Origin of the sequence: Sinorhizobium sojae CCBAU 05684, from assembly GCF_002288525.1 — a bacterium.
In the GTDB taxonomy this organism is placed as follows: domain Bacteria; phylum Pseudomonadota; class Alphaproteobacteria; order Rhizobiales; family Rhizobiaceae; genus Sinorhizobium; species Sinorhizobium sojae.
The window spans coordinates 1,117,514-1,144,435 of record NZ_CP023067.1 but is presented as its reverse complement, the minus strand read 5'-3'; the positions used below and the strand labels follow the sequence as shown (position 1 = coordinate 1,144,435).

The 26,922-nt window shown below is 61.6% G+C and carries 21 protein-coding genes; 9 read left to right on the top strand and 12 right to left on the bottom strand.

Features of this window, described 5'->3' with window-relative positions:
• Nucleotides 1-12 precede the first annotated feature (12 nt).
• Genes fusA through rpsL form a run of 3 tightly spaced genes read right to left on the bottom strand, consistent with a single transcriptional unit; the run spans nt 13 to nt 3,041 of the window.
• Nucleotides 13-2,112 carry an elongation factor G gene (gene fusA / locus SJ05684_RS05605; protein WP_034858891.1) on the bottom strand — a complete coding sequence of 700 codons (2,100 nt, stop codon included), beginning with the start codon at nt 2,110-2,112 and terminating at the stop codon, nt 13-15.
• A 29-nt stretch (nt 2,113-2,141) separates the two neighbouring features.
• Entirely contained in the window at nt 2,142-2,612 is a 471-nt protein-coding gene (gene rpsG / locus SJ05684_RS05600) for a 30S ribosomal protein S7 (RefSeq protein WP_034858889.1), read from the bottom strand.
• Between the two features lie 57 nt (nt 2,613-2,669).
• Nucleotides 2,670-3,041: a 30S ribosomal protein S12 gene (rpsL, locus tag SJ05684_RS05595; protein WP_003507760.1), complete on the bottom strand. Its 372-nt coding sequence runs from the start codon at nt 3,039-3,041 to the stop codon at nt 2,670-2,672.
• Nucleotides 3,042-3,681: 640 nt separating this feature from the next.
• Here rpsL and SJ05684_RS05590 point away from each other — a divergent pair.
• Entirely contained in the window at nt 3,682-3,975 is a 294-nt protein-coding gene (locus SJ05684_RS05590) for a hypothetical protein (protein WP_034858886.1), read from the top strand.
• Between the two features lie 103 nt (nt 3,976-4,078).
• Here the strand turns inward: SJ05684_RS05590 and rpoC are convergent, their stop codons facing one another.
• The 8 genes from rpoC to secE form a co-directional block, all read right to left on the bottom strand.
• On the bottom strand, nt 4,079-8,284 hold the full coding sequence (rpoC, locus tag SJ05684_RS05585) for a DNA-directed RNA polymerase subunit beta' (protein WP_034858884.1): 4,206 nt from the start codon (nt 8,282-8,284) through the stop codon (nt 4,079-4,081).
• Nucleotides 8,285-8,469: 185 nt separating this feature from the next.
• Nucleotides 8,470-12,612, bottom strand: coding sequence for a DNA-directed RNA polymerase subunit beta (gene rpoB / locus SJ05684_RS05580; RefSeq protein WP_034858882.1), 4,143 nt, complete (start codon nt 12,610-12,612; stop codon nt 8,470-8,472).
• 263 nt (nt 12,613-12,875) lie between these two features.
• On the bottom strand, nt 12,876-13,256 hold the full coding sequence (rplL, locus tag SJ05684_RS05575; protein WP_034858879.1) for a 50S ribosomal protein L7/L12: 381 nt from the start codon (nt 13,254-13,256) through the stop codon (nt 12,876-12,878).
• Nucleotides 13,257-13,314: 58 nt separating this feature from the next.
• Nucleotides 13,315-13,833: a 50S ribosomal protein L10 gene (gene rplJ, locus SJ05684_RS05570; RefSeq protein ID WP_034858877.1), complete on the bottom strand. Its 519-nt coding sequence runs from the start codon at nt 13,831-13,833 to the stop codon at nt 13,315-13,317.
• Nucleotides 13,834-14,161: 328 nt separating this feature from the next.
• Nucleotides 14,162-14,860: a 50S ribosomal protein L1 gene (gene rplA / locus SJ05684_RS05565; protein ID WP_034858876.1), complete on the bottom strand. Its 699-nt coding sequence runs from the start codon at nt 14,858-14,860 to the stop codon at nt 14,162-14,164.
• A 4-nt stretch (nt 14,861-14,864) separates the two neighbouring features.
• Entirely contained in the window at nt 14,865-15,293 is a 429-nt protein-coding gene (rplK, locus tag SJ05684_RS05560; protein ID WP_034858872.1) for a 50S ribosomal protein L11, read from the bottom strand.
• Nucleotides 15,294-15,500: 207 nt separating this feature from the next.
• Nucleotides 15,501-16,031, bottom strand: coding sequence for a transcription termination/antitermination protein NusG (gene nusG, locus SJ05684_RS05555; protein WP_034858867.1), 531 nt, complete (start codon nt 16,029-16,031; stop codon nt 15,501-15,503).
• Between the two features lie 17 nt (nt 16,032-16,048).
• On the bottom strand, nt 16,049-16,249 hold the full coding sequence (gene secE / locus SJ05684_RS05550; RefSeq protein ID WP_034858866.1) for a preprotein translocase subunit SecE: 201 nt from the start codon (nt 16,247-16,249) through the stop codon (nt 16,049-16,051).
• A gap of 185 nt (nt 16,250-16,434) precedes the next feature.
• Between secE and SJ05684_RS29525 the strand changes: the two genes are divergently transcribed.
• The 7 genes from SJ05684_RS29525 (at nt 16,435) to SJ05684_RS05520 (ending at nt 23,742) form a co-directional block, all read left to right on the top strand.
• On the top strand, nt 16,435-16,719 hold the full coding sequence (locus SJ05684_RS29525; RefSeq protein WP_157212029.1) for a hypothetical protein: 285 nt from the start codon (nt 16,435-16,437) through the stop codon (nt 16,717-16,719).
• The gene (locus SJ05684_RS05545) at nt 16,716-18,110 is read left to right on the top strand and encodes a tyrosine-type recombinase/integrase (RefSeq protein WP_034858862.1); all 1,395 of its coding nucleotides are present in this window, start codon (nt 16,716-16,718) and stop codon (nt 18,108-18,110) included. Before SJ05684_RS29525 ends, SJ05684_RS05545 begins: the two co-directional genes overlap by 4 nt.
• Nucleotides 18,107-19,042 carry a hypothetical protein gene (locus SJ05684_RS05540; protein ID WP_157212028.1) on the top strand — a complete coding sequence of 312 codons (936 nt, stop codon included), beginning with the start codon at nt 18,107-18,109 and terminating at the stop codon, nt 19,040-19,042. Before SJ05684_RS05545 ends, SJ05684_RS05540 begins: the two co-directional genes overlap by 4 nt.
• A 59-nt stretch (nt 19,043-19,101) precedes the next feature.
• Entirely contained in the window at nt 19,102-20,103 is a 1,002-nt protein-coding gene (locus SJ05684_RS05535; protein ID WP_034858845.1) for a site-specific integrase, read from the top strand.
• Between the two features lie 617 nt (nt 20,104-20,720).
• The gene (locus tag SJ05684_RS05530) at nt 20,721-21,020 is read left to right on the top strand and encodes a DUF6634 family protein (protein WP_050980200.1); all 300 of its coding nucleotides are present in this window, start codon (nt 20,721-20,723) and stop codon (nt 21,018-21,020) included.
• A 382-nt stretch (nt 21,021-21,402) separates the two neighbouring features.
• Nucleotides 21,403-21,789 (top strand): hypothetical protein, encoded by a 387-nt coding sequence (locus SJ05684_RS29520; RefSeq protein ID WP_157212027.1) that lies wholly within the window; start codon nt 21,403-21,405, stop codon nt 21,787-21,789.
• A 21-nt stretch (nt 21,790-21,810) separates the two neighbouring features.
• Nucleotides 21,811-23,742, top strand: coding sequence for an AAA family ATPase (locus tag SJ05684_RS05520; protein ID WP_162098825.1), 1,932 nt, complete (start codon nt 21,811-21,813; stop codon nt 23,740-23,742).
• On the opposite strand, the gene SJ05684_RS05515 is transcribed toward SJ05684_RS05520, so the two are convergent.
• Nucleotides 23,739-24,026 (bottom strand): helix-turn-helix transcriptional regulator, encoded by a 288-nt coding sequence (locus SJ05684_RS05515; protein WP_050980198.1) that lies wholly within the window; start codon nt 24,024-24,026, stop codon nt 23,739-23,741. The two genes, SJ05684_RS05520 and SJ05684_RS05515, sit on opposite strands and share 4 nt — an antisense overlap.
• Nucleotides 24,027-24,501: 475 nt before the next feature.
• Here SJ05684_RS05515 and SJ05684_RS05510 point away from each other — a divergent pair, with 475 nt between their 5' ends.
• Nucleotides 24,502-26,910, top strand: a complete 2,409-nt coding sequence (locus SJ05684_RS05510) for a type I restriction endonuclease (RefSeq protein WP_095694216.1) — start codon at nt 24,502-24,504, stop codon at nt 26,908-26,910.
• The last annotated feature ends 12 nt before the right edge of the window (nt 26,911-26,922 follow it).

Here is a 26,922-nt window from a genome sequence, read left to right as displayed (position 1 = left end):
GGGGTATTCCGGTCACTTCTGACCGGAATACTTCGCCTGGATTTCCTGCGCGACGTTCGACGGAACCGGCGCGTAGTGATCGAACAGCATCGTGTACTGAGCGCGGCCCTGCGACATGGAGCGCAGGTTGTCCACGTACTTGAACATGTTCGCGAGCGGCACGTGAGCGTTGATCACCACGGCGACGCCGCGCGACTCCTGGCCCTGAATCTGGCCACGGCGAGAGTTCAGGTCGCCGATCACGTCACCGACATAGTCTTCCGGAGTCACGACCTCGACCTTCATGATCGGCTCGAGGAGCTGAGCGCCGGCCTTCTTCGCTGCTTCACGGAAGCAGGCGCGCGAAGCGATTTCGAAGGCCAGAACCGACGAGTCGACATCGTGGAAGGCGCCGTCGATGAGCGTCGCCTTGACGCCCAGCATCGGGAAGCCCGCAAGCGGACCAGAGGTCAGGACGCTCTCGATGCCCTTCTGAACGCCCGGAATGTATTCCTTCGGAACCGCACCGCCGACGATCTTGGATTCAAATACGAAGTCCTCGCCTTCCGGGTTCGGTTCGAAGACGATCTTGACGCGCGCGAACTGACCAGTACCACCGGACTGCTTCTTGTGCGTGTAGTCTTCCTCGTGCTGACGCGTGATGGTCTCACGGTACGCAACCTGCGGAGCACCGACGGATGCTTCGACCTTGAACTCGCGGCGCATGCGGTCGACGATGATGTCGAGGTGAAGCTCGCCCATGCCGGCAATGATCGTCTGGCCGGATTCCTCGTCGGTCTTGACGCGGAACGACGGATCTTCTGCAGCCAGGCGGTTGAGCGCGAGGCCCATCTTCTCCTGGTCGCCCTTGGTCTTGGGCTCGATCGCGATCTGGATAACCGGCTCCGGGAACTCCATCCGCTCGAGGACGACCGGCTTCAGCGGGTCGCAGAGCGTGTCGCCCGTGGTCGTTTCCTTGAGACCGGCGAGAGCAACGATGTCGCCCGCATAGGCCTCATCGATGTCCTCACGCGAGTTGGAGTGCATCTGCAGCATGCGGCCGACGCGCTCGCGCTTTTCCTTGACCGTATTCATCAGCGACGAGCCCTTTTCGAGCTTGCCGGAATAGATGCGGCAGAAGGTGAGCGATCCGACGAAGGGGTCGTTCATGATCTTGAAGGCGAGCATCGAAAGCGGCTCGTTGTCGTCGGCCTTGCGGACGATCTCACCTTCGGTCTTGACGTCGATGCCCTTGATCGCCGGGATATCGACAGGCGACGGCAGGTAGTCGACGACGGCGTCGAGCAGCGGCTGAACGCCCTTGTTCTTGAAGGCCGTGCCGCAGAACATCGGGTGGAACTTGACGTCGATCGTGCCGCGACGAACGAGCTCGCGGATCTTGTCGTTGTCCGGATAGGTGCCTTCGAGATAAGCTTCCATCGCCGCTTCGTCGATCTCGACAACCGTCTCGATCAGTTTTTCGCGGTATTCTTCAGCCTTTTCCTTCATGTCGGCCGGAATTTCGACGACATCCCACTGAGCGCCGAGCGATTCATCGCGCCAGACGAGTGCGTTCATCTCGATCAGGTCGATAACGCCCTTGAACTCGCTTTCGGCACCGATCGGCAGCTGCATGACGACAGCAGTGGCGCCGAGACGGGTCTTAATCATCTCGACCGAGCGATAGAAGTCCGCACCGATCTTGTCCATCTTGTTGCAGAAGATCATGCGCGGAACATGATACTTCTCGGCCTGGCGCCAGACGGTTTCCGTCTGCGGCTCGACGCCGGCATTCGCATCGAGAAGCGCGATCGCGCCATCGAGAACGCGCAGCGAACGCTCGACTTCGATGGTGAAGTCCACGTGGCCGGGGGTGTCGATGATGTTGAAGCGGCGCACCTTGCCGTCACGACCCTTCCAGAAGGTCGTGGTGGCTGCAGACGTGATCGTGATGCCGCGCTCCTGCTCCTGCTCCATCCAGTCCATGGTCGCAGCGCCGTCATGGACTTCGCCGATCTTATGGGACTTACCGGTGTAGTACAGGATGCGCTCGGTCGTCGTCGTCTTGCCGGCATCGATGTGCGCCATGATACCGAAATTTCGGTAGTCTTCGATTTTATATTCGCGAGCCATGGGTGACTGCCTTCCGAAACGTAATTCGATTACCAGCGGTAGTGCGAGAACGCACGGTTGGCATCCGCCATCTTGTGCGTGTCTTCGCGCTTCTTCACGGCACTGCCGCGGTTGTTCGCCGCATCCATGAGTTCGCCGCAGAGGCGATCGACCATGGTCGTTTCGTTACGCTTGCGCGCAGCGGCAATCAGCCAGCGGATAGCGAGAGCCTGACGGCGCTCCGGGCGGACATCGACCGGAACCTGGTACGTGGCACCACCGACGCGACGCGAACGCACCTCAACGTGCGGAGCAATGTTGTCGAGCGCAGAGTGGAAGACGGCGACCGGCTCCTGCTTCAGCTTCGCCTGCACTGCATCGAAGGCACCGTAGACGATGCTTTCCGCAACGGACTTCTTGCCGTCCAGCATGATTGCGTTCATGAACTTCGTGACGACCAGATCACCGAATTTCGGATCCGGGTTGATCTCACGCTTTTCTGCTCTGTGACGTCGGGACATACTTCTCGTCTCTCAACTTTTTATCTTGTGACCAGCGAAATGGCGCCGGTTGCGATGTTATTTCGGACGCTTCGCGCCGTACTTCGAACGACGCTGCTTACGGTTCTTCACACCCTGCGTATCGAGAACGCCACGGATGATGTGGTAACGAACACCCGGAAGGTCCTTCACACGACCGCCGCGGATCATGACGACGGAGTGCTCCTGAAGGTTGTGGCCTTCACCGGGAATGTAGCCGATCACTTCGAAGCCGTTCGTCAGGCGGATCTTTGCAACCTTACGCAGAGCCGAGTTCGGCTTCTTCGGGGTCGTCGTGTAGACGCGAGTGCAAACGCCACGCTTCTGCGGGTTCTCCTGCAGAGCAGGAACCTTGTTGCGCTTTACCTGTGCCTGACGCGGCTTGCGGATCAGCTGGTTTACGGTAGGCATGTAACCATCCCTTGCAAAAACTTGTCACGTTACCCTTTCGGGCGGATCGTTGCCGTCGCCGGCAGTATCGAACGCCTATGAAATGCGCAAAACGAGGGCCGATCCGCCGTTTCGCGGATGACCCCATCAAATGCAGAGGACGCACTATCTCGAGCGTCTTGCGTGCAGCATTTTTGTCTTCAGCGTGCGTTTTGAACCTTGTTTGAGGCGAACTCCAGAACGCGACGTTCCGAACCAGCCAGCCTCACATGGGCTCTGATGCGGCGGGGTGTAATGATTTCAGGGCGATCCGTCAAGGGCAATTAACAACTAATCTCGCCGCTGCAGCCCTGATATGCCTGAAAAACAAGGCTTTGCGACGCCGAACGCGCCGCGGCGGGCGCGCCGACGCCCAGGACGGTGCCAATCTCTGCCATGACCAAGGGAATCGGCAACCCCTCCACCTCTGTCCCCCGCGTCGATTCGGCGCTTTCCCTCGGCGTCGCCTAGGCCGGGCATCTTTCCGCCAGGCTCAGAGGCGATCGCCTCCGCCGTACCTCCGGGGCAATCGCCTCTGCCCTGACCAAAACCTGCTCCGGCAGAATGTTTCCATTTAACCAGGAAGGCTCTAAGCTGATCGTCACTTCAGGAAGGACCTCCCATGACTTTCACTCCCGACAACGACAATTTGCCCGAAGAGCCGCTGATCTTCATCATCATCGGCCGGGCTTACGAGACCGGCGACGCCAATGGCGTCGAGATTCACGTGATGCTGCAGGCGCCGGACGACGACACGGCCGTGCGGGAGGCGCTCAATGCGCTTGCGGAGGAAGGATTTTTCCAGGCAGATCTCGACCAGATCGGCACCCTGACCGACGTACCCGACGAGGAACCGCACGCCTCAGCCTATCAGGGCGCCCTCGAAGGAGAGGTCTCGATCATTCGCTTCAACTGATCCCAGCCACCATGCGGCAGACGGAAGATAAAGAGGCCGCCCGGCGCAAACCGGGCGGCCTCTTCAGTTCTTGACAGAGGGCGTTGGCTGCCCTCCCCTTAAATCACTCGGCCGCGGCGTTCTCGTCCGCCATATCGGCGAGCATCGGGGTCGCGGCATCCGCGCCCGTGCCTTTGCGACGCTCTTCGAGGATGAGCTCGTCACGCGCCGTCGCGATGCGGCGGATCTGCGTCATCGTACCGCCCGTACCGGCCGGGATCAGACGGCCGACGATGACGTTCTCCTTGAGGCCCTGCAGGCCGTCCGTCTTGCCGGCAACTGCGGCTTCGGTCAGGACCTTGGTGGTTTCCTGGAACGAAGCAGCCGAGATGAAGGACGGCGTCTGCAACGATGCCTTGGTGATGCCGAGCAGGACCGGCTCGCCGAAGGCGGGCTTCTTGCCTTCCTCGATCAGCGCATCATTGACGTCCTCGAGCTCGATGCGGTCGACATTGTCGCCGACGATATAGGTCGAGTCACCGGCGTCGGTGATTTCGACCTTCTGCAGCATCTGCCGGACGATGACCTCGATGTGCTTGTCGTTGATGACAACGCCCTGCAGTCGATAGACTTCTTGGATCTCGTTGACGAGGTAGGAAGCGAGCGCTTCCACGCCCTTGATCGCCAGGATGTCGTGCGGCGCCGGGTTGCCGTCGAGGATGTAGTCGCCCTTTTCGATGTAGTCGCCGTCCTGAAGATGGAAGGGCTTGCCCTTCGGGATCAGGTATTCGACCGGCTCTACACCGTCCTCCGCCGGCTCGATCAGCACGCGTCGCTTGTTCTTGTAGTCGCGACCGAAGCGAACAGTACCGTCGATTTCGGCGATGATGGCGTGATCCTTCGGACGACGTGCCTCGAACAGTTCGGCAACGCGCGGCAGACCACCGGTGATGTCCTTGGTCTTGGCGCTTTCGAGCGGCGAACGCGCAAGAACGTCACCCTGGCTAACCTTCTGCCCCGGCTCGACGGACAGGATCGCGTCGACCGAGAGCATGAAGCGGGCCTCGCCGCCGCGGGCAAGCTTGGCAATGTTGCCGTTCTTGTCCTTGATGACGATTGCGGGCTTCAGGTCCGTACCGCGCGGCGTCGAGCGCCAGTCGATGACCTGGCGCTTGGTGATGCCGGTCGACTCGTCGGTCGATTCCAGAACTGAGATGCCGTCGACCACGTCTTCGAAGTGAACGGTACCTTCCACTTCCGTCATCATCGGACGGGTGTAGGGGTCCCACTCGGCGAGGCGCTGGCCGCGCTTCACCTTGTCGCCATCGTCGACGAAGATCTTCGAACCATAGGCGACGCGCTGCGAGGAACGCTCGACACCACGCTCATCCAGGATCTGGATCGCCATGTTGCGGCCCATGGCGACGAGTACGCCATCGGAATTGCGCAACATGTTGCGGTTCTTGATCTGAACCGTACCTTCATAGGAGGCTTCCAGGAACGACTGGTCGACCACGGTCGCCGTACCACCCAGGTGGAAGGTACGCATGGTGAGCTGCGTGCCGGGCTCGCCGATCGACTGCGCCGCGATGACACCGACGGCCTCGCCCATATTAACCGGCGTACCGCGAGCCAGGTCGCGGCCGTAGCAGACGCCGCAGACACCGGTCTGGATTTCGCAGGTCAGAGCCGAGCGAATACGGACGGACTGGATGCCGGCCTTCTCGATCTCGATGACATCGGCTTCCAAGATCATCTTGCCGGCATCGACGATGCGCTCGCCGGTGACCGGGTTGTCGATGTTGTCAAGCGCCGTGCGGCCAAGGATACGCTGGCCGAGCGACGCCACGACCTGACCGGCATCGACGATCGCCGTCATGGTGAGGCCCTTTTCGGTACCGCAATCCGTGTGGGTCACGATGCAGTCCTGCGCCACGTCGACGAGACGACGCGTGAGGTAACCGGAGTTCGCGGTCTTCAAAGCGGTGTCCGCCAGTCCCTTGCGGGCGCCGTGGGTCGAGTTGAAGTACTCGTTCACGGTCAGGCCTTCCTTGAAGTTCGAGATGATCGGCGTTTCGATGATCTCACCCGACGGCTTCGCCATCAGGCCGCGCATGCCGCCGAGCTGGCGCATCTGGTTCGGAGAACCACGAGCACCCGAGTGCGACATCATGTAGATCGAGTTCATCGGCTTCTGACGGCCGTTATCGTCGAACTCGACCGCCTTGATGCGCGCCATCATCTCTTCGGCGACCTTCTCGGTCGCCTTGCCCCAGGCGTCGACGACCTTGTTGTACTTCTCGCCCTGGGTGATGAGACCGTCATTGTACTGCTGCTCGTATTCCTTCACGAGCGCTTCGGTATCGCCGACGATCTTCACCTTGGTGTCCGGGATCACCATGTCGTCCTTGCCGAACGAAATACCGGCGCGGCAGGCATGCGAGAAGCCGAGCTGCATGATCCGGTCGCAGAAGATGACCGTGTCCTTCTGGCCGCAGTGGCGGTAGACCGTGTCGATCATCTTGGAGATGTTCTTCTTGGTCATCTCCTGATTGCAGATGTCGAACGGAATGTTCGGGTTCTTCGGCAGCAACTCACCGATGATCATGCGGCCTGGCGTCGTTTCATAGATCTTCGAAACCGGGTTGCCCTCGGCGTCGACGCTCTTGTAGCGGCCGCGGATCTTGGCGTGCAGGGTGACGGCCTTGGTCTCCAGCGCGTGGTGCAGTTCACCCATGTCGGAGAAGGCCATGCCTTCGCCCGGCTCGTTCTGGTTCAAGATCGAGAGATAGTAGAGACCGAGAACCATGTCCTGCGACGGAACGATGATCGGTGCACCGTTTGCCGGATGCAGGATGTTGTTCGTCGACATCATCAGCACGCGGGCTTCGAGCTGGGCTTCGAGCGACAGCGGCACGTGAACGGCCATCTGGTCGCCATCGAAGTCGGCGTTGAAGGCCGTGCAGACGAGCGGGTGCAACTGGATCGCCTTGCCTTCCACCAGGATCGGTTCGAAGGCCTGGATGCCAAGGCGGTGCAGCGTCGGCGCACGGTTCAGGAGAACCGGATGCTCGCGGATGACCTCGTCGAGGATATCCCAGACTTCCGGCTTTTCCTTTTCCACCAGCTTCTTCGCCTGCTTGACGGTCGAGGAGTAGCCCTTCGCGTCGAGGCGGGCGTAGATGAACGGCTTGAAGAGCTCGAGCGCCATCTTCTTCGGCAGGCCGCATTGATGCAGCTTCAGCTCCGGGCCGGTCACGATGACCGAGCGGCCGGAATAGTCGACGCGCTTTCCGAGCAGGTTCTGGCGGAAGCGGCCCTGCTTGCCCTTCAGCATGTCGGAGAGCGACTTCAGCGGGCGCTTGTTGGCACCGGTGATGACGCGGCCGCGACGGCCGTTGTCGAACAGCGCATCGACCGATTCCTGCAGCATGCGCTTTTCGTTGCGGATGATGATCCCCGGCGCGCGCAGCTCGATCAGCCGCTTCAGACGGTTGTTACGGTTGATGACACGGCGGTAAAGGTCGTTCAGGTCGGAGGTCGCGAACCGGCCGCCGTCGAGCGGAACCAGCGGGCGCAGGTCCGGCGGAATCACGGGAACGACCTTCATGATCATCCATTCCGGACGGTTGCCGGATTCCATGAAGTTCTCGACGATCTTCAGCCGCTTCATCAGCTTCTTCTGCTTCAGATCGGACGTCGTTTCGGCCATTTCCGCACGCAGGTCGCCGGCGATCTTTTCGAGATTCATCGAAGCGAGCATCTCGTAGATCGCTTCGGCGCCGATCATCGCGGTGAACTGGTCTTCACCGAACTCGTCGACGGCGAGCATATACTCTTCTTCCGACAGGAGCTGGTTTTCCTTGAGCGAGGTCAGGCCCGGCTCGGTGACGATGTAGTTCTCGAAGTAGAGAACGCGCTCGATATCCTTCAGCGTCATGTCGAGCAGCGTCGCGATGCGGCTCGGCAGCGACTTCAGGAACCAGATGTGCGCAACGGGTGCTGCGAGCTCGATATGGCCCATTCGCTCGCGGCGAACGCGCGACAGCGTGACTTCGACGCCGCACTTTTCGCAGATGATGCCCTTGTACTTCATACGCTTGTACTTGCCGCACAAGCATTCATAGTCCTTGATCGGGCCAAAGATGCGGGCGCAGAACAGCCCGTCGCGCTCCGGCTTGAAGGTCCGGTAGTTGATCGTCTCCGGTTTCTTGATCTCACCGTAAGACCAGGAGAGAATCTTCTCCGGCGACGCGATCGAAATCCGGATGGAATCGAAGGTCTGTGCAGGCACCTGCGGATTGAAAAGATTCATGACCTCTTGGTTCATGCCTGTCTCCTTTGCGGGCGTTACGCCCTGAGCTTGGCGAGGGTGCCGGCAAATCCCGGGCGCCGGCCCCTGCCCCATAAACAGCTAAAACCGCATCGCGTGCGGCCCCGTTCCGTCCGCGGGCTATCGGCGCCCGACGGCGGAGACGGTGCGCGCCGCGCTCGCGGCACGCACCTGATGTCGCTTTACTCCGCTGCGTCCGGCAACTGCGCCGCGGTGCCAAGATCGTCGACCTTGGAGTTCTCCAACTCGACCGAGAGGCCGAGCGAGCGCATTTCCTTGACGAGAACGTTGAAGCTCTCCGGAATGCCCGCTTCGAACGTGTCGTCGCCACGGACGATCGCTTCGTAGACCTTGGTGCGTCCGGCCACGTCGTCCGACTTGACCGTCAACATTTCCTGCAGCGTATAGGCAGCGCCGTAAGCCTCCAGCGCCCAGACCTCCATTTCGCCGAAGCGCTGGCCGCCGAACTGCGCCTTGCCGCCAAGCGGCTGCTGCGTGACAAGTGAGTACGGTCCGATCGAACGCGCGTGGATCTTGTCATCGACCAGGTGGTTGAGCTTCAGCATGTAGATGTAGCCAACCGTGACCTGGCGGTCGAAAGGTTCACCCGTGCGTCCGTCGAAGAGCGTCGACTGGCCCGTCACCTTGAGGCCGGCCTTTTCGAGCATCTCGTTGACGTCGGCCTCCACGGCGCCGTCGAAGACCGGCGTCGCGATCGACACGCCACGGCGGGTCTGTTCGGCCAGCCTTACGATCGATTCATCATCATACTGCTTGATCGGTTCGCCCTTCGGGCCGGACCCGATGACGTCGTCGATCGTCGTGCGCAACGGTGAGATGTCGCCATTCTCATGATAGGCGTCGAGCATCGCCCCGATCTTCTTGCCCATGCCGGCGCAAGCCCAACCGAGGTGCGTCTCGAGAATCTGACCGACGTTCATGCGCGACGGCACGCCGAGCGGGTTCAGCACGACGTCGACATGCGTACCGTCTTCGAGGAACGGCATGTCTTCGATCGGCACGATCCGCGACACGACACCCTTGTTGCCGTGACGGCCGGCCATCTTGTCGCCCGGCTGGATCTTGCGCTTCACGGCGACAAAGACCTTGACCATCTTCATGACGCCCGGAGGCATCTCGTCACCGCGCTGAACCTTTTCGACCTTGTCCATGAAGCGCTGTTCGAGGCGCGACTTGGACTCGTCGTACTGGGCGCGTAGGGCTTCGATTTCGCCCTGGGCCTTCTCGTCCTCGACGGCGAACATCCACCACTGCGAACGCGGATATTCGCTGACGACGGCGTTCGAAAGCTCGGTGCCCTTCTTGAAGCCCTTCGGCCCGGCGACAGCAACGTGACCACGCAGCATGTCGATGAGACGCGCATAGACGTTGCGATCGAGAATCGCCTGTTCGTCGTCGCGGTCCTTGGCGAGCCGTTCGATCTCCTCGCGCTCGATCGCCATCGCGCGCTCGTCCTTCTCCACGCCGTGGCGGTTGAAGACGCGCACTTCGACGATCGTGCCGAAGGTGCCGGGCGGCATGCGCATCGACGTGTCGCGCACGTCGGACGCCTTTTCACCGAAGATGGCGCGCAGAAGCTTTTCTTCCGGCGTCATCGGACTTTCGCCCTTCGGCGTAATCTTGCCGACGAGGATGTCGCCCGGCTGAACTTCGGCACCGATGTAGACGATACCGGCTTCGTCCAGGTTCTTCAGCGCCTCTTCCGAAACGTTCGGAATGTCGCGCGTGATTTCTTCCGGACCAAGCTTAGTGTCACGCGCCATCACCTCGAATTCTTCGATGTGGATGGAGGTGAACACGTCGTCGCGTACGATCCGCTCGGAAAGCAGGATCGAGTCCTCGTAGTTGTAGCCGTTCCACGGCATGAACGCGACCAGCGCGTTGCGGCCGAGCGCCAGATCGCCGAGGTCGGTCGAGGGACCGTCCGCGATGATATCGCCCTTGTTGACCGCGTCGCCCACGGTGACCAGCGGACGCTGGTTGACACAGGTGTTCTGGTTCGAACGCTGGAACTTCTGCAGGCGGTAGATATCGACGCCCGACTTCGACGGATCGAGGTCTTCGGTGGCGCGGATAACGATACGCGTTGCATCGACCTGATCGACGATACCGCCGCGGCGAGCGGCGATGGCAGCCCCGGAATCGCGAGCCACGACCGGTTCCATGCCGGTGCCGACAAACGGCGCCTCGGCTCTCAGCAGCGGCACGGCCTGACGCTGCATGTTCGAACCCATGAGAGCACGGTTGGCGTCGTCGTTCTCAAGGAACGGGATGAGTGCCGCCGCGACCGAAACGAGCTGCTTCGGCGAAACGTCCATCAGGTTGATGTTGTCGCGCGGCGCCAGCATGACTTCGCCGGCGTGACGGCAAACGACGAATTCTTCCGCGAAAGAGCCGTCCTCGTTCAGCACCGAATTCGCCTGCGCCACGTGGTACTTGGCCTCTTCCATCGCCGACAGGTAGACGACGTCGTTCGTCACCTTGCCGTCGACGATCTTGCGGTACGGGCTCTCGATGAAGCCGTACTTGTTCACGCGGGCAAAGGTTGCGAGCGAGTTGATGAGGCCGATGTTCGGACCTTCCGGCGTCTCGATCGGGCAGATACGACCGTAATGGGTCGGATGCACGTCGCGGACTTCGAAGCCGGCGCGTTCACGCGTCAGACCACCCGGGCCGAGAGCCGACAGGCGGCGCTTGTGGGTGATTTCCGAAAGCGGGTTCACCTGGTCCATGAACTGCGAGAGCTGCGAGGAGCCGAAGAACTCGCGAACGGCGGCGGCTGCCGGCTTCGCGTTGATCAGGTCCTGCGGCATGACCGTGTCGATCTCGATCGAGGACATGCGCTCCTTGATGGCGCGTTCCATGCGCAGGAGACCCAGGCGATACTGGTTCTCCATCAGTTCGCCGACCGAGCGGACGCGGCGGTTGCCGAGGTTATCGATGTCGTCGATCTCGCCCTTGCCGTCACGCAGCTCGACAAGCATCTTGACGACAGCCAGGATGTCTTCCTTGCGCAGCGTGCGAACCGTATCCGGAACGTCGAGGTCCAGGCGCATGTTCATCTTGACGCGGCCAACGGCGGAGAGGTCGTAACGCTCCGCATCGAAGAACAGCGCGTTGAACATGGCTTCGGCCGAATCCATGGTCGGCGGCTCGCCCGGACGCATGACGCGATAAATGTCGAAGAGCGCGTCCTGCCGGTTCTCGTTCTTGTCAGCGGCAAGCGTGTTGCGGATATAGGCACCGACATTGATGTGGTCGATATCGAGCACCGGAATCTCGTCGAAGCCAGCCTCGAGGATGACCGGAAGCGTCTTTTCGTCGATCTCGTCGCCGGCTTCCAGGTAGATCTCACCGGTTTCGAAGTTGACCACGTCCTCGGCAAGATAGTTGCCGTAGAGATCGTCGTCGGTCGCCTTCAGGGCCTTCAGCCCCTTTTCCTGCAACTGCCGCAGCAGGCGGGGCGTCAGCTTCTTGCCAGCCTCGACCACGACCTCGCCGGTCTCGGCGTCGATCATCTCGGAAACCGCCTTCTGACCTTTCAGCGCATCCGGCTGGAACGGCACGCGCCAGCCATCGCCGTCGCGCTGGTACAGCGACTTCGTGTAGAAGGTCTCGAGGATTTCCTCGCCGTCCATGCCAAGCGCCATCAGAAGCGACGTCACCGGAATCTTGCGACGGCGGTCGATACGGGCATGGACGATGTCCTTGGCGTCGAACTCGATGTCGAGCCAGGAACCGCGATAGGGAATGACGCGCGCTGCGAAGAGCAGCTTGCCGGACGAATGGCTCTTGCCCTTGTCATGATCGAAGAACACGCCCGGCGAGCGGTGCATCTGCGAGACGATGACGCGCTCGGTGCCGTTAACGATGAAGGTGCCGTTGTCCGTCATGAGCGGCATGTCGCCCATGTAGACGTTCTGTTCCTTGATGTCCTTGATCGACTTGGCACCGGTGTCCTCGTCGATATCGAACACGATGAGGCGGAGCGTCACCTTCAGCGGCGCCGCATAGGTCAGGTCGCGCTGGCGGCACTCTTCGACGTCGAATTTCGGCGGCTCGAATTCGTAGGATACGAATTCGAGCATCGAAGCACCCGAGAAATCCTTGATCGGAAATACCGACTTGAAAACGGCTTGGAGTCCCTCATCCGGACGCCCGCCTGCGGGCTCTTCCACCATGAGGAACTGGTCGTAGGACGCCTTCTGAACCTCGATGAGGTTCGGCATCTCCGCGACTTCTGGAATCTTACCAAAAAACTTGCGTACGCGCCTGCGACCGTTAAACGAAAGGGTCTGAGCCATCGTCGCTCCTTGTCAATCTTGCATCCGGGCCTGCAACGGACGGGAACCGATGGCCAGTCGATCCCGTCAATCAATGAGTAGTTCAATCTCGTCCAGCTTCCGGAAGACGACAGCGCGGATTGCTGTGCTCTCTCCCGATCGAGACCATCCTCTTGAAGAACCCATTACCCAAAAGCCGTTTCGACAGGCTTTTGGGTAATATGTTCCAAAAACGTTCAAAGAGAGGCGGCCGCAATGGCCCCCTCCCTTCGCATTTCGTCGAATTACTTGACGTCGACCTTGGCGCCAGCGTCTTCGAGCTTCTTCTTGAGGTCGGCAGCTTCTGCCTTGGAAACTGCTTCCTTGACCGCCTTCGGAGCGCCTTCGACCAGGTCCTTGGCTTCCTTGAGGCCGAGACCGGTGATGCCGCGAACTTCCTTGATGACGTTGATCTTGTTGGCGCCAGCGTCAACGAGGATGACGTCGAACTCGGTCTTTTCCTCTTCAGCCGGAGCAGCAGCACCTGCAGCACCCCCAGCAGCAGCAACGGCTACCGGAGCAGCGGCAGAAACGCCCCACTTTTCTTCGAGCAGCTTGGAAAGCTCAGCAGCTTCCAGGACGGTCAGCGAGGACAGGTCTTCAACGATCTTTGCGAGATCAGCCATTTTACTTTTCCTTTTGTTCGGTTCGAACTGGTTTTATCTACAACAGCGAAATTCCGCCTCAGGCGGCTTCGTCCTTCTTGGCGTAGGCCGAGAACACGCGGGCAAGCTGGCTTGCCGGTGCTGCGACAACCGTCGCGACGCGGGTTGCCGGGGCGTTGAGGAGGCCCAGCAGCTTCGCGCGCAGCTCGTCGAGCGAAGGCAGAGTCGCAAGCGACTTGACACCTTCGGCGTTGAGCGTGGTTGCCCCCATGGCGCCACCGAGAACAACGAGCTTGTCGTTGGTCTTGGCGAAGTCCATGACGACCTTCGGAGCCGTTATCGGGTCTTCGCTGAATGCGATCAGCGTCTGACCCTTGAAGAGATCGATCATCCCTTCAGACTCCGTACCCTGAAGAGCGATCTTGGCCAGGCGGTTTTTCGCGACTCTGACGGTGCCGCCAGCAGCGCGCATTCTCGAACGGAAGTCGTTCATCTGCGCTACTGTGACACCAGCATAGTGGGCCACGACAACCGAACCGGAAGCCTTGAAGACTTCGTTCAGCTCCGTGACGAATTCGCGCTTTTCCGCTCTTTCCACTGTCTGTCTCCAGTTGACAGGGTTGCGTTTCGCAGCCCTGCCGGGTTTGCCTTGTCACCCGGGATCAAACGACGATCCCAAGCAACGCTTAAGGATCCTGTCCCCTGGCGTCCCCGGAGGTCCCGGGTCAGACACAAGGCAAGCGAAGGTTCGAACCGAATTCCGACGCCTCCGGCGTCTCAAAATTCAGATCTTACCCGTCTCATGCGGGCAACGGTGATTAAGGTAAAACCACCCGCAATCTCGGACAGGAATTCCGGACTTGACGTCCGGACATTCCCGACCCCGAAGGGCCGGGAATTCAGTGCCGGGCCAAGGCCCGCAATTATCAGGCGACGCTGAGCGTTGCCGGATCGATCTTCAGGCCGGGCCCCATGGTCGACGTAATGGCGACGCGCTTGACATAGTTGCCCTTGGCGCCGGTCGGCTTCGCCTTGACGACTGCGTCGGCAAAAGCACGGATGTTCTCTTCCAGCGCCTTGGCATCGAACGATGCCTTGCCTACGCCGGCGTGAACGATACCGGCCTTTTCGACGCGGAACTCGACCGCGCCGCCTTTGGAAGCCTTGACCGCGCCAGCGACGTCCATGGTGACGGTGCCGACCTTCGGGTTCGGCATCATGCCGCGCGGGCCGAGGACCTTACCGAGACGGCCGACGAGCGGCATCATGTCCGGGGTGGCGATGCAACGATCGAAGTCGATCTTGCCGCCCTGAACGATCTCGACCAGGTCTTCCGCGCCGATGACGTCAGCGCCGGCGGCCTTGGCTTCGTCAGCCTTGGCACCACGGGCAAAAACGGCAACGCGAACCGAGCGGCCGGTGCCGTTCGGCAGATTTACGACGCCGCGGACCATCTGGTCTGCGTGGCGCGGATCGACGCCGAGATTCATGGCGACTTCGATCGTCTCGTCGAATTTCGCCGTTGCACGCTCCTTGATCAGCGTAACGGCTTCGGCAAGGCCGTAGAGCTTCGCCGGATCGACACCCTCACGGGCCTTCTGTACACGCTTTGCAATCTTCGCCATCGTCTTAGCCCGTCACTTCCAGGCCCATGGAGCGGGCGGAACCCTCGACCATTGCCATTGCGCCTTCGATATCGGCCGCGTTGAGGTCCTTCATCTTGGCCTCTGCGATCGTGCGGATCTGAGCCTTGGAGATCGAGCCCGCCTTGGCCTTGCCCGGTGTCTTCGAGCCAGACTGGATCTTCGCTTCACGCTTCAGGAAGTAGCTGACCGGCGGCTGCTTCATGACGAAGGTGAAGGACTTGTCCTGGTAATAGGTGATGACGACCGGGATCGGCATACCCTTTTCCATTTCCTGCGTGGCGGCGTTGAACGCCTTGCAGAATTCCATGATGTTAATGCCACGCTGACCAAGCGCAGGACCGATCGGCGGCGACGGATTTGCCGAGCCGGCCTTCACCTGCAGCTTGAGCTGGCCTGCAACTTTCTTAGCCATTTCTCTCTGCCTCTCATTGCCCCTCCCCGAACGCGTTCGTGGCGGGAACTGTTAAGCCGGCTGCCCGGCCCTTTGCCGATCGAATGATCGGCGGCTGCGGTTGCGTGGTAGCGACAATCCGGCCCGGCTAAGACCGGACATCTCCCACGCGCATGCGGATCGCTCCGCCGAGCAAGCTGACGCCCACCCATTCTAAAATCTGCTTCTTCAGACCTTTTCGACCTGGCCGTATTCCAGCTCGACAGGGGTCGCGCGGCCGAAGATCGACACTTCGACCTTCAAGCGCGACCGCTCCTCATCGACATCCTGAACGATGCCGTTGAAGGAGGCGAACGGGCCATCCGAAACGCGAACCTGTTCCCCGATCTCGAAGGACACGGACGGCTTCGGACGCTCGACGCCATCCTGGACCTGACCGAGAATGCGATCCGCCTCATGATCCGGAATCGGCACAGGCTTGCTGTCCGTCCCTAGGAAACCGGTGACCTTCGGCGTGTTCTTGATGAGGTGATAGGCCTCATCCGTCAGATCGGCGCGAACGAGAACATAGCCGGGGAAAAACTTGCGCTCAGAATCAACCTTGCGCCCGCGACGTATCTCTACGACCTTCTCGGTCGGCACGAGAATCTTCTCGAACAGATGCGTCAGACCCTTCTGCCTGGCCTTCTCCTCGATGGATTCGGCCACCTTCTTCTCGAAATTCGAATAGGCGTGAACGATATACCAGCGCGCAGCCATGCTACTCTCCACCCAAATCAAGCGCCAACGTTTAGGATGAGGCTCATCAGCCAGCCCAACAGCTGGTCCGCACCAAAGAAGAAGGCGGCGGCAAGAGAGACCATGACGAAGACCATCAGCGTCGAGATCGTCGTCTCGCGCCGCGAAGGCCAAGTCACTTTCGACGTTTCGGAGCGTACCTGCTGCAGAAACGTAAACGGATTCGTTTTGGATGCCATTGAATGCTCACGCCATTACGGCGCGTAAAGCCGATCTTTCAGCCCCACGCACCGCGTGTCTGTTTGGACCCTACATAAAGACCGATTCTGAAAACCACAAGAGCCAATCAGTCTTTTTTGTGAATATCTAAGACGGCCAAGCCGCCCGCCCCGACATTCTGACCAATTGGAACAATGAGGCAAGAATGGAGTGGCTGGCAGGGGCAGAGGGGCTCGAACCCCCGACCTGCGGTTTTGGAGTCACCTCCGCTCCCGCCTGCACCTGTGAACCGGCTTGTAGCATCATGTTCGCGCGTGTTTCAAGCGGTTTCATTCAGTTCCCTAAGTCATTGGTATCATTGACTTATTTTCATTTCCGGATTTCACTGACCGAACAACGGGATGCCGCCGCCAGCGAAGCCGTTGTCCAGTTCCGTTGCCCAGAATTTCCCGATTCCGCAGTCCAACACCAAGGAAAGGAAGCGAAATGAACAGGCAGCATCTGACGGACGCCCTCATCGCAGCCCAGGAGCCTCCCCCCAATTCGAGCGGGCGGTATGACATCTACGACTCCTCCGTGGAGAACCTGATCGTCAGGATCGGATCGAAGAAGAAGGTCTTCATGCTGGTCGCCCGCTTCGGCGGTCCGGCCAGCCAGCCCTCCCGCCGCAAGCTCGGCGAGTTTTCGGAAATGACAACCGAAGCCGCGCGCGTCGAGGCGGACAAGTGGAACAAGAAGGTCGGGAATGGAGTCGACCCCGCGATCGAGGTGGCGGAGGCAAGGAGGCTGGAGGCGCTCCGCCTCCGGAGCACCTTCGCCTCGGTCATGGAAGACTATCTCGCATACATTCCCGGACGCGAGAAGAACCTCAACGCGGCGCAGGACATCGCCTTCATCAGAAGGAACATCCTGGACCCCAAGAAAAACAGGTGGCTGAAGAAGCCAATCTCGGAGGTCACTGCCGCGGACGTGGTCTCCCTGGTCAAGGAGATCAATCTGAAATTCCCGACAACCGCTTTCCATTGCTTCGTGCAGCTCAAGACGTTCTTTGGCTGGACGATGCATCCGGACATAAGCGCGGCCATCGGGCTCGACCGGAACCCGATCGAGTACCTCAAGGCCAAGCGGCTGGGGCTCCGGATCGATCCCCGCCAGCGGGTCTTCGAATACGAGGAGGCGCGCGCCTTTCTGATGGCATCCACCGCCACGCCCTATCCCTACGGACCCTGCCTCAGGGTCCTGATCGAGACCGGCCAGCGCAGGGGCGTTGTCGCGGGAATGCGCTGGTCGCAGATCAACCTGGCGCGCAGGCTATGGATCATACCGGGCACCAAGGCGCCCGGCGCGCGGCCCGGCCGCACCTCCAAGGTGGACAACTCACACAAGGTGCCGCTCTCCAACCGGGTGGTCGAACTGCTCCTTGCCATCAAGGAGAGCCAGCCGGAGGGCCACGGGGACTTCGTGTTCAGCACGACCAATGGCCAGAGGCCGATCGACCATTTCAGCGATCTGAGAATCGCGAAGAAGAACAACGAGCAGAACGAAAGCGAGATCGCGACCGGCAGGTTCGAGCGCCTGATGCTTGAGATCCTCGCAACGCTCGGCGTGGCATGTATGGAGGGCTGGATCTGGCACGACGTCAGGCGGACGGTCCGGACCCACCTCGAGCCTATCACGGGCCGGACAGAAGTGGCGGAGACGGCGATCGGGCACGGCCAGACCGGCATCGTCCGCGTCTACAATCTTCACAAGTATAGAGCGGAGATCCGCCGGGGCTTCAACAAGTGGTCCGAGATGCTGCGGAAGGTGGAGGAAGGAACCTGCACGGTCGCAGACTGGGAGCACGACGACGAGGCTTTCGATGAAGGGAGCGCGCCATGATATCGCGCGAGGAACTCTACACGCTGGTCTGGGCCGGGCCGGGCAAGGCTGCCGCCGCGCACCTCGGGGTCTCGGATAGCTATCTGTGCCGGGTCTGCACGGCTCTTGATGTCCCCCGGCCTGGCAGGGGATGGTGGGTGCTGCGGGCGGCTGGAACAGCTCCTCCCCCGCCGCCGCTGCCTCCCGCCCGTCCGGGCCTTCCGTCCCACTGGAGGAAAGGGGGACAGGGCCTGCCCCCCATCAAGCCGTTCTATCGTCGCGACATCTGGTCCTTTCCACCACGCGACGGGAGCCACCCTCTCGTGCACATTGCGCGGGTTATCTTCGGGCGGGCAGGCGACGGCCGTGACCGGAAACATCTGTCGACGCGGAGCCTCAACGCGATCGATCTAACGATCTCTGCGGAGATGCTGGAAAGCGCCCTGTCGTTCGCGAACGGCCTGTTCAACGCGTTCGAGGCCCGCGGCCATACGGTGCGCATAGAGCCGAGAAGCGGCTTCATCCGGCCGGCGCTGGAGAACTGGAGCCGGCCGCCCGACAGGACCAGCCACATCCCTCTTGCTCTGTGGTCACCCGTTGCGCCGACGATCGCGACCATCTCGGGAGTTCCGGTCGGACTCGCCATCCTCGAGATCAGCAAGGAGGTCGAGATGCGCTACATGGGCAATGGCAAGTTCGACCGCGCCTCGTCCACTAGACTGGTCGATGGGATCACCTGGACGGAATGGCAGCGCGCTCCCGCCGGCCGGCTGAAGCTCGTGGCCTACTCCCCGCACCATCCTGCGCCGTGGCGGCGGGAATGGATAGAGGCGCGCCGGAATTCGCTCGGCCGGATGGCGCAGGCGATCGTCGGCGAACTCGAAGCCGAAGCGCCGACACTGCCGCATGCCGGCTACTTCCTCCGAAGGCCAGGCGGCGGCCCCGTTGTCTAGCTCGATCGTGCAGGATTCCCGATTTCGAAGTCCATCCATCACACAGGAAAGGAAGCGATATGACCGTGAAGACATACACCTTCGCAGCAACCGTCAGGATCTATATTGAGCAGTTCCCCACACGCCGGCACAACCGCAGCGCCGACCAGGACGCCAGATTTCACGAACGATATCTTCTCGACCCTGCAAGCAACCCCATTTTGGAGAAGCCGATCGCGGACGTCACGGATGGCGAGCTCATGCGTTTCCTGTTCTCCCTGCGCGGCCGACCTGCTTTGGCGCGATCGTGCACCCAGAAGATCCGTGCCTTCTTCGTCTGGGCGATGCAGCCCGAGCGGCGCGAGGTATTCGGGCTCCGGTCGAACCCCGCCCTCTACATACTGCCCCGTTACATCGCCGGCCCAATCCGGCCCCGCGATCGCCACCTGGACGACGAGGAACTGCACGCCTACCTCGCCGCCGCGGAAACGCTCGAGCCGCCCCAACGGGCGTTGGCCGAAGCGCTGGCCCTGACAGGGCAGCTTCCTTCCAAACTCGGACGAATGAGATGGACGGAGCTGGATCTGGGCCGGAAGATATGGAGGGCTCCGAAAGAAGGGGCGCACCCAGTCGTGATAGCCCTTTCGGACGTATTCGCCAGCAGGCTGGCTGACATGCGCGCCAATCTGCCTGCCGACGCGGGGGATTTCGTCTTCAGCGCGACCCAGGGGCGAACGCCGCTTGTTCACCTGGAGCGGATGCGGTCGGCGCTGGGTCGGCGGATGAGCAGCAGCCTGGGACATACCCCGGATTCGCCGACGCCCACGTGGCTATGGATGGATCTGCGCCGCACCGTCATAAACATGCTGTTGGAGGACGGGAGCCTGCCGTTTCACGATGCATTGCGAGCCGTGGGATCCAACGCGCCAGACCTGAGAGCGCCGAAATGGCGGTGGGTTGCACCACCACGCTGCGATACGAAGACCATCCGCGACGCGCTCGACAGGCATGCGGCAGCCCTGGATGAAATCATGCGGAAGGGACCCGGCGGCAGCGGTTCCGCCAGCCACTCCGCGGCCTAGGCGTTCGCCGCGTCATATCGGCCGCCGCTTTGCAGGGCGGCGGCCGGCAGACAGGGCTACATCACGACCCCATGGCCGCGATTGGTCACTGTCTCCGCGAAGACCCGCGGCGTGCGTGTTAGGGCGGCCGCCGCGCCGGCGGGAGAAGTGTTGACAACGGCAGGTCAACGAGGCGGCTTGTGTTGACAATAGATCGCGTGGTAAGCATTTTGCTCATGACGTGATCTTTTTGATCGTGATTCGATCGTTTCACCATGGAGCCCGCCGACATGACCGGGTTTGGCGCATCCGCAACGAATTCTTCCAAGGCTCCAGGCATCCGCCCTCGTGCGTCGCCGCTCGCATCGGAAAGGCGCCGTGCCCCAGGCGTTGGCCGGACAGTGCACCTTCCAGGCGGTCGCCGGCCAGGCGCGTTGATCTGCCGCGCCGCCGCGAGCCAGCTTGCGTCGTCGGCGGACGGCGCGTCTGGGCGGCGGAAATGGACCCGTCGGCTTGGCAAGCTCCACGCGGCCCGTCCCCAACCGACGATTCTTGCAAGTTCCGCCAAGGCCGGCGAGTCCGCTGACGCACTCCGGCAACAGACAGCATCCAAAACCCAACCGAACAGGACAGACCCCATGCACTACACATTCGCCGGCGCCGAGACCTTCGCCCGCCTCACAGATGACATCCGAAAGGCTGTTTCCGAAGGATTCGATCCCAGGATGCTGGCCGGCGCGCCATTCCTAGACGAGTACGCTCTCGTCCCGCAGCCCGCGGCGGGGCTGACGGGCATCGTCACCGGACACCCGCGCATTGCCGACGGGCATCGCTGCTTCTCGACCCAGGTGTTCCATATCAATACTGCGCAGGGCGTGGCCCGCACACTGAACCGCTGGTACCGCCTGGGCCGGCCCCACGGGTCGGAAAGGAACTGACATGCGTTCCCGGCTGCACAACTCGGAGTTCCGCAAACCTTCCCGGTATCGCGCCGCCGTGTTCCTGGCGTATTACGGAATGCGAAACGCACTCCGCCGCTCGCCATCCCTGCTGCTCAGAGAGCAGATCCGGAGGGGACCGGTCATCTTCGTCGCTCCACGCCAAAAATGCCGCGTCGCCGCCGACCATCTCACCGCGGACGGCCGGGACCATGACAGGGTCCCTGGCGGTAAGCGCATCCATGCCTTCGGATGCCCGGAAAGCATCGAAGCCGCGGAACGAAGATCCTTGCACCTTCGATCGCGACAAGCTCTCGATCATCCGAAATCACAACTTGGGAATTCAACCGCGATCCGACACGCTGATGGGAGTGTGCGCACAATGCTTAGAATCGGTGAAAAACGGGCGAACTCTTCATGGGCGTCGATCGCCCGCCACGCCAATGCCGTCGAGCATCTGGCGGGGGACCTCCGACGCGTGACCAACAGCAGGTCCCTCCCCAACCTCGACGCCAGCCAGACGCCGGTCGTCGAGGAATGGTTCATCGAGAAGTTCATCGTGCCGACGCTGGTGGGATTCATCTCATATCCCGGCGGCAGCGACGAGGATCACGGGCAGCGCAGCTCGATGAGCTTCACCGCTCCCCTCCACCTTTTCTCGCTTCAGCAAGGAATGGCCCGCTCGTCGCAGCGCTGGTACCTCTTGGGCCGCCCATCGTCTGTGGCCGAGGACTCGCTGAGACGATGGAGCGTGGACGGAGAGATCTGAACGATGGGGAAGAGCTCTTCAGTGGGAAGGCTTGACGCCGACCAGTTTCGAAAGATCCGCCAGTCGCCGGTGCTTTTCCTGGCATACTGCTGCGTAGGCAGGGCGTTGCGGTCACAGCACCTACTTAGGCGGGGGCGCCCGACCATCGTCGTGCTGATCGCGGAATCGGCGATCAACCTGGGGATCTACGAGGCGGCGACCGAGCTTTTCGTGAACGGCCGCTTCCCGGACTGGACCGAGACGCGCCCTCCCAGGGCGCTGGTCCATTCCATCGAGTCCAAGCCACGGAACAAAATGCCGACGCCGGGAGGGAGTGACCTTCTTCGATCCTACGGGAAGTTTCCTGCGATCCTCGTCCTCGCCAGACACAGAAAGGACCTACCGATAGAACTGGCGGCGGCGGCCGACGCGGTAATCGACCTGCCGCGGCCCTCGGCCGCGCACATCGTGGCGGCCCGGTCGCTGCTCGGCCGAAACCCGATCCGGCCCGACACGGCGGAACTTCTCGCCGGCAACGACGTCGTGATGCTGGCTCCGGTCGTCACGAAATTCAGCCTCACATCGGATCATGCGCGGATCCTCCGCTCCTCCGCGTCTGGCACCGCAGCGGACGACGCACCCAGCCTGGAAGAACTGCCCGGATACAGGGACGTGAAGGCCTGGGCGCGTTCCTTCGCCAAGGACTTGGAGCGTGCGCGGTCAGGCGAGATCACCTGGGCCGATCTCGATCGCGGAATCCTTCTCCACGGCCCCCCCGGAACTGGCAAGACCCTCTTTGCCCGCGCTCTCGCGAAGATGTGCGGCATCCCGCTGATAGCGGAGTCGGTCGCGAAATGGCAGGCCAGGGGACATCTCGGGGATCTCCTTGCGGCGATGAGGTCGACCTTCGAGAAGGCCAGGGAATTGCAGCCGGCGATCGTGTTCCTGGACGAGCTGGATTCGATCGGCGATAGAACGAAATTCTCGGGCCATCATGTCGGCTATCAGACCCAGGTCGTGAACTCGCTCCTGGAATGTATCGACGGCGTCGACGGGAGGCAGGGGATCGTGGTGGTCGCAGCCACCAACTTCCCGGAAGCGGTTGACCGCGCCCTCCTGCGAAGCGGCAGGATCGAACGACATGTCAGAATGGATCTGCCGGATGCGGACGAGCGCGCGGAGATACTGCGTTTCCACCTGGGCGCCACGGGCGACGACCAGGAGCTTCGGAGGATCGCCGCCGACCTCAAGGCATGGAGCGGTTCCGATCTCGAGAAGCTGGCCAGGGAGGCAAGACGACTTGCCAGGGCGGCTCGGCAGCCGGCCGGACCCGCCCACGTCGCCGAGGCGCTGCCACCGCTTCAGACACTTCCTGCGCAAATCGCACACCGCGTGGCGGTCCACGAGAGCGGGCATGCCGTCGTTGCACTTGCGCTCCAGCCGGGCTGCAGGGCAAGCGTCTCGATGCGCAAGCAGTTCAGGACGTTCTCATCCGATGCGCCCGTGCAGGGAATGACGCGGTATCTGGACGTGCCAGGAGACATGGAAACCCGGGCTTCGATGGAAGCGCACATATGCAGGATGCTCGGAGGAGCTGCGGCGGAGGAGGTCCTGCTCGGCACGCGATCTGCCGGCGCGGGCGGAGGCCGCGGCAGCGATCTTCACAGGGCGACCTCGATCGCCACGCGGATGGTTTGCAGCTACGGCATGGGGCGGAGTCTCTCATTCTTGATGGAAGACGACTATCCCGGCATGAACTGGCTCAGCGGAGTTCCCGCGACTGCGAGAAGAGAGATCGACGGCATTCTTGCAGAGCAGTTGTCGCGGGCCAAGGCCATCGTGAGGGGTCATCTCGCTGCGGTCGAGGCCCTGGCAGGGCAACTGCTGGACCGGGAGCTTCTTCAGTCGGAGGACGTGCAGGCGATTGTCCGGCGACATGCGCCGAACCGATTGGGGAAAGGGATCGCCAGCTAGCCTTCCCCGAATCCTTGAGGAACCATGTCCTCAGCGGACGGGCGGCGCGCCATGGCGACGCCCGGACCGTGCTCCCGCGTGGCGTCGATGAACGCCACGCCCGAGGCCTCGAGCGCCGTGCGCACCTTCTCGACGGCCTCCACCAGGACGTTGCTCTCGCCCTTTTCGATCCTCACGACGATCTGCCGGCTGACGCCCGCAAGCTCCGCGAGTTCCTCCTGGCTGAGGCCCAGCAGCGCGCGTCCGCCCCTCAGCGCGCGCATGATTTCAGAGATCGAATCCATGGATTCGAAAAGGCGACAACCTGACGCCGTTGTCAACAATTGTGCGCAAGGATTCGATTGCATATCCCTGACGGTCGGACAGGCTCTGATCCGGGACAGTTGCTCCCATGGCTCAGCAACCGGCATGCTCGGCTCCGATTCCAAAGTTCGCAGGTTCGAAGCCTTCGGGTGCCGGACAAGGCTCCCGCGGTGCTGCTCCATAATCTCAAGCACATAGTTAGGCCGCGGAGGTTTGCGCCTGAGAGCCTAGGTCTTGCAGTCTCTCCGCCGTAGAGATGGGCCTGACCGTTCAGGATGCCCTTGGCGGCTACTCTGTGTAAAAGTGAAAAATCGAACGAAATGGTCGCTGAACGCCGGACGGCCGTGCCTTGCGGAACGCTCCTCCAATACCGACATGCACGCTCGGATTTTCAGACGGATCCAAGCCGTCGCCAAGAACGCCTGGGACGCAACTCAGGCTTAAGGGAACATTGTCATGGTCGCGAAGCAGCTCACCACCTCGCCTACCGAAGCCGACTACGAAGGGAACATGAACGCGACCATCGCTAGGGCATTCCCGTGGCTGCCGTCTGGCAGCGTCCGTCACCAGATCAAGTTCGCTTTCAATTTCGGCAGGGCCAACATCGAGGTGGACGGCGTCGCGGACTACCGCAAGGAAGGGCGCGCTGACATCGTTCTCTACGATGGCAACTCGCCCCTGGCCGTGCTCGAACTCAAGCGTCCGGGACTGCCTCTAACCGCGGACGATGAAGCCCAGGGGCTGTCATACGCCCGAGTCCTGAATCCGATGGCGCCACTGGTGGTCGTCTCGAACGGACACGACGTGCGGATCATCAGGACCCATGACGGCGGTTCGCTCGATGGGGCAACCCTGTCCGAGAGCCAGTTCACCGGGATCGTCACGGCTGCAGCGCGCGTTGCGAGAGCTGATGTGGCTCGGGCGATAGAAACGTTGATGGGCACAAACCCGACAATCTGGCGGCAGGCCGTCGAGCAGGTCAGTGCATCAGTCATCGGGGAGCTAACTTCGACCGGAAGCGACCACTCCCTGCCGTTCGAGTCGAATTTCCTCCTGAAGAGGAAAAGCACGATCGCGGTGCTCGCTCACCTCGCAGCCGGTGATCGTCTCGTCCTCGTGGAGGGCCCGCCGCTAATCGGAAAGAGTAGTGTCCTGCGGGAGCTGGTGGAGAAGACCAGAGACGACGAGAACTTCGTCACCCTCTTCCTCGAAGCTGGCGGAAGCGGCGTAATCCAGTCTCTCGCAGACGCTTTTGGCCGCGAGCTCGCATGGCCTGTCACGACAGCGGAAGCCCGTCACTGGCTCATTCAGCAATCGAACTCAGAGAGCGCCCCTGCGCTTGTGATCGCCGTAGATGGGTTCGATCCGGGAATGTCGGATCTCCGGAAGGAACTTACGGATCTCACCTCGTCTTCCTTCGGAAGCAAGGTTCGAGTCGTAGTCAGCGTCGACGACTCGGCGACGGATCTGCTGACGGGCGGGGCAAACGGACGCTCGTCATCTCCCTTGGGCAGGCGTGCGAAGCGCGTCCCCCTGGGTCATCTGGACGACGACGAATTCCGCGCAGCGGTACAAAATCTCGGCAACCGCCGCATCTATTTTATGCGCGGCGCAAATTTAGCGCGTGAACTGAGGTTCCCGTGGCTCCTCCGCTCCATGATGTCAGACATATTGGCAAGTCCGAGCTATAATAATCCCGAGTTCATGGCCGTCCTTCCCCCCTTGCTGAGCCTCGGCCTCATCGGACAAGCGCGGATGAGGTTCCGCGACACCGAGCTGCGGTATCTCTTCAAGGAGCTCGCGGAAGCCTTCATGGACGAAGCCTGGGACAGAAAGCGCCCCTCCCCCCTCATACTCGAGTCGCTTGGCGTCTTTCTGATCAGGAGGAAGAAGCTCGCCAGTCGCCTGGGAGCCACGCAGATCGCAGACCTCATAGCGCGTGGTTATCTCCGAGCGACAATCCATGAGAGCGGTGAAGCCGTCGTTGCCGTCAGGCTGCCGGAACTCCTGGCGAGCGAGCTGGCTGATCGAGTCGCGGTCGAGCTTTCGCGGAGAAGCCGGACGAACCCTTCGGACGCCGCGGAATGGCTCGCGGGCGCGGCAAGCAACATCCCGATGGGAGACGTGATCTGCGCGCAGGCAGTGTTCGACGCAGCCATGCGGGACGATTTGGGGCTGCCGTGGGAACTTGTCGTCGCACTGCTGGAGGACCGTCCCGCCCGCGACAGCCTCAGTCCCGGAGCGAAGCTTGCTATGTTTTCGGAGGAGACTGGCCGTGTCGACCTGGATGTCCGAGAAGACGGATCAATTGTCGCGAGGGCGGGCGGTCGCGAGACCCTCATCGCCAGGGAGGACGGCGAGGACCTGGACACGACCTACTCGAACTTCCATAGCTGGCTGATCCTGTCGCACCTGGCGAGCATTCCTTCGGGATTAGACATTGACGGCGAGGTGGAGAGGATCGATCCGATTATTCTGCTCGAAGTTGGATCCGCCGACATAGTCCTGCGGCAGCCCGGCCCCGAAATGCAGTTCAATTCGGTCCTGAGCCACGACGTGCCGGGTGCGGGTTCAATCGTCTGCCATCAGGCCGGGATAGTCGAGGCAGTCACCTATGCGATGTTCCGCTACCTGAGAAGAGAAGGGCGGAACGCGTCCGCCTGGCTCGAGGAAGCATGCAGGCGCGGATCCCTGCCGCTTGTTCACCGGTCCATGATCGCACTCCAGTTTCTTGTCGAGTCCGGCCCGGAGGATCACGCTGCGTTCGCAACGGAAATGCTGGACGGACCTGTGATCGAAGCGATGAAAAGGTTTCCAACCCTTCACCCCGAAGCCTCCTCGGCCGCGTCTTCAAGCGGTTCTTGAGTGAGAATCCAT

What these genes read in the sequence shown, in the direction of transcription:
- fusA (WP_034858891.1), bottom strand. Translation starts at nt 2,112, where the DNA reads ATGGCTCGCGAATATAAAATCGAAGACTACCGAAATTTCGGTATCATG.
- rpsG (WP_034858889.1), bottom strand. Translation starts at nt 2,612, where the DNA reads ATGTCCCGACGTCACAGAGCAGAAAAGCGTGAGATCAACCCGGATCCG.
- rpsL (WP_003507760.1), bottom strand. Translation starts at nt 3,041, where the DNA reads ATGCCTACCGTAAACCAGCTGATCCGCAAGCCGCGTCAGGCACAGGTA.
- SJ05684_RS05590 (WP_034858886.1), top strand. Translation starts at nt 3,682, where the DNA reads ATGACTTTCACTCCCGACAACGACAATTTGCCCGAAGAGCCGCTGATC.
- rpoC (WP_034858884.1), bottom strand. Translation starts at nt 8,284, where the DNA reads ATGAACCAAGAGGTCATGAATCTTTTCAATCCGCAGGTGCCTGCACAG.
- rpoB (WP_034858882.1), bottom strand. Translation starts at nt 12,612, where the DNA reads ATGGCTCAGACCCTTTCGTTTAACGGTCGCAGGCGCGTACGCAAGTTT.
- rplL (WP_034858879.1), bottom strand. Translation starts at nt 13,256, where the DNA reads ATGGCTGATCTCGCAAAGATCGTTGAAGACCTGTCCTCGCTGACCGTC.
- rplA (WP_034858876.1), bottom strand. Translation starts at nt 14,860, where the DNA reads ATGGCGAAGATTGCAAAGCGTGTACAGAAGGCCCGTGAGGGTGTCGAT.
- rplK (WP_034858872.1), bottom strand. Translation starts at nt 15,293, where the DNA reads ATGGCTAAGAAAGTTGCAGGCCAGCTCAAGCTGCAGGTGAAGGCCGGC.
- nusG (WP_034858867.1), bottom strand. Translation starts at nt 16,031, where the DNA reads ATGGCTGCGCGCTGGTATATCGTTCACGCCTATTCGAATTTCGAGAAG.
- secE (WP_034858866.1), bottom strand. Translation starts at nt 16,249, where the DNA reads ATGGCATCCAAAACGAATCCGTTTACGTTTCTGCAGCAGGTACGCTCC.
- SJ05684_RS29525 (WP_157212029.1), top strand. Translation starts at nt 16,435, where the DNA reads ATGGAGTGGCTGGCAGGGGCAGAGGGGCTCGAACCCCCGACCTGCGGT.
- SJ05684_RS05545 (WP_034858862.1), top strand. Translation starts at nt 16,716, where the DNA reads ATGAACAGGCAGCATCTGACGGACGCCCTCATCGCAGCCCAGGAGCCT.
- SJ05684_RS05540 (WP_157212028.1), top strand. Translation starts at nt 18,107, where the DNA reads ATGATATCGCGCGAGGAACTCTACACGCTGGTCTGGGCCGGGCCGGGC.
- SJ05684_RS05535 (WP_034858845.1), top strand. Translation starts at nt 19,102, where the DNA reads ATGACCGTGAAGACATACACCTTCGCAGCAACCGTCAGGATCTATATT.
- SJ05684_RS05530 (WP_050980200.1), top strand. Translation starts at nt 20,721, where the DNA reads ATGCACTACACATTCGCCGGCGCCGAGACCTTCGCCCGCCTCACAGAT.
- SJ05684_RS29520 (WP_157212027.1), top strand. Translation starts at nt 21,403, where the DNA reads ATGCTTAGAATCGGTGAAAAACGGGCGAACTCTTCATGGGCGTCGATC.
- SJ05684_RS05515 (WP_050980198.1), bottom strand. Translation starts at nt 24,026, where the DNA reads ATGGATTCGATCTCTGAAATCATGCGCGCGCTGAGGGGCGGACGCGCG.
- SJ05684_RS05510 (WP_095694216.1), top strand. Translation starts at nt 24,502, where the DNA reads ATGGTCGCGAAGCAGCTCACCACCTCGCCTACCGAAGCCGACTACGAA.